The sequence below is a fragment of the Streptomyces sp. NPDC059909 genome, from assembly GCF_042730885.1.
Classification (GTDB): domain Bacteria; phylum Actinomycetota; class Actinomycetes; order Streptomycetales; family Streptomycetaceae; genus Streptomyces.
In genome coordinates, this window is record NZ_JBHWKX010000272.1 from 1 (window position 1) to 1,050 (window position 1,050).

Consider the following 1,050-nt stretch of genomic DNA (forward strand, 5'->3'; position numbering starts at 1 on the left):
CGAACAACGGCGCGTAGGGGTGGGTCTCGACTGCCTCGGCGATGGCCTTGTCCAGGGTGCGGATGGTGGTGCGTATGCCCTGCACCAGCTGGACCTGGACGCGGACGAGCTGTTCGACGACGCCCTCGCTGAGGCGGGAGGCCGCCTTCGGGGCCGAACGCAGGCGTTCGATGAGGACGCTGCCGGGCTTCTTGCCGGAGTAGCCGCGGCGCTTGCACCAGGCTTCGATGCGTCCGGCGGTGAGCTTGGCCGCGGAGGCCGGGGTCGGGTACTTCTCCAGGAAGGCCATGGCGATGTCGCTGTCGAGTTCGGCGAAGACGCTCTTGCCGCCGGGCCAGTGCTCATCGAGCAGGGCGGCGAGCTGGTTGACGGCGGCGATGCGGGCTTCGATGTGGTCGGCCCGGGTCCGGGTGAGGACCTGAAGGTCGAGGGTGGCTTGCTCGGTGGGCTCCAGCCGGGGCAGCAGGTGCCCGTCGGTGCGCAGGTAGTCGGCGAGCTTCATGCTGTCGCCCGCGTCGGTCTTGGCCTTGGAGGCGCCCCAGCGTGCTCGCATGGCGTGGAAGGCGTTGGGGTGTACCGGCACGATGGGGTGGCCGGCGGCGAGCAGTCGGTCGACGGCCAGGCCGCGGGTGGTCTCGATCGCGACCGGCAGGTCGGCCGGGTCGCCGTGCTTGCGCAGCCTGGCCAGGGCCTTGGCGAACCCTTCCTCAGTGTGGGCCAGTTCCCACCGGTCGATGCGCTCGCCGGTGTCGTCCATGACCGTCACGTCGTGCGTGTCGGTCGCCCAGTCCCATCCGATGAACACGTGCGTCGCACTCCACTGCCGTTCCAGGAGCACCTGCTCGGTGGTGAGGTCGTCTGCCGGGAGCTCATTAATCGGCCCTCTGCGGGGCGTGTCCCTGAAGCCGATCAGACGGCCTCGGCCCGGCGGGGCCGGCGGAACTCATGCAGGCCGTCGAGCGGCTCGCACCGATGGCCGTGCACCCACCGGGACCGAGAGGTCACAACCCTACTCGTGAGGGCTGCAGAAGGGATGGTCCTCTAATGAGC

General features: G+C 69.7%; 1 protein-coding gene. It reads right to left on the bottom strand.

From position 1 onward, the window contains the following. Positions 1–805: IS110 family transposase (locus ACFV9O_RS40785; RefSeq protein ID WP_385428225.1), on the bottom strand; the 805-nt coding region annotated here is incomplete at its 3' end. Positions 806–1,050 lie beyond the last annotated feature (245 nt).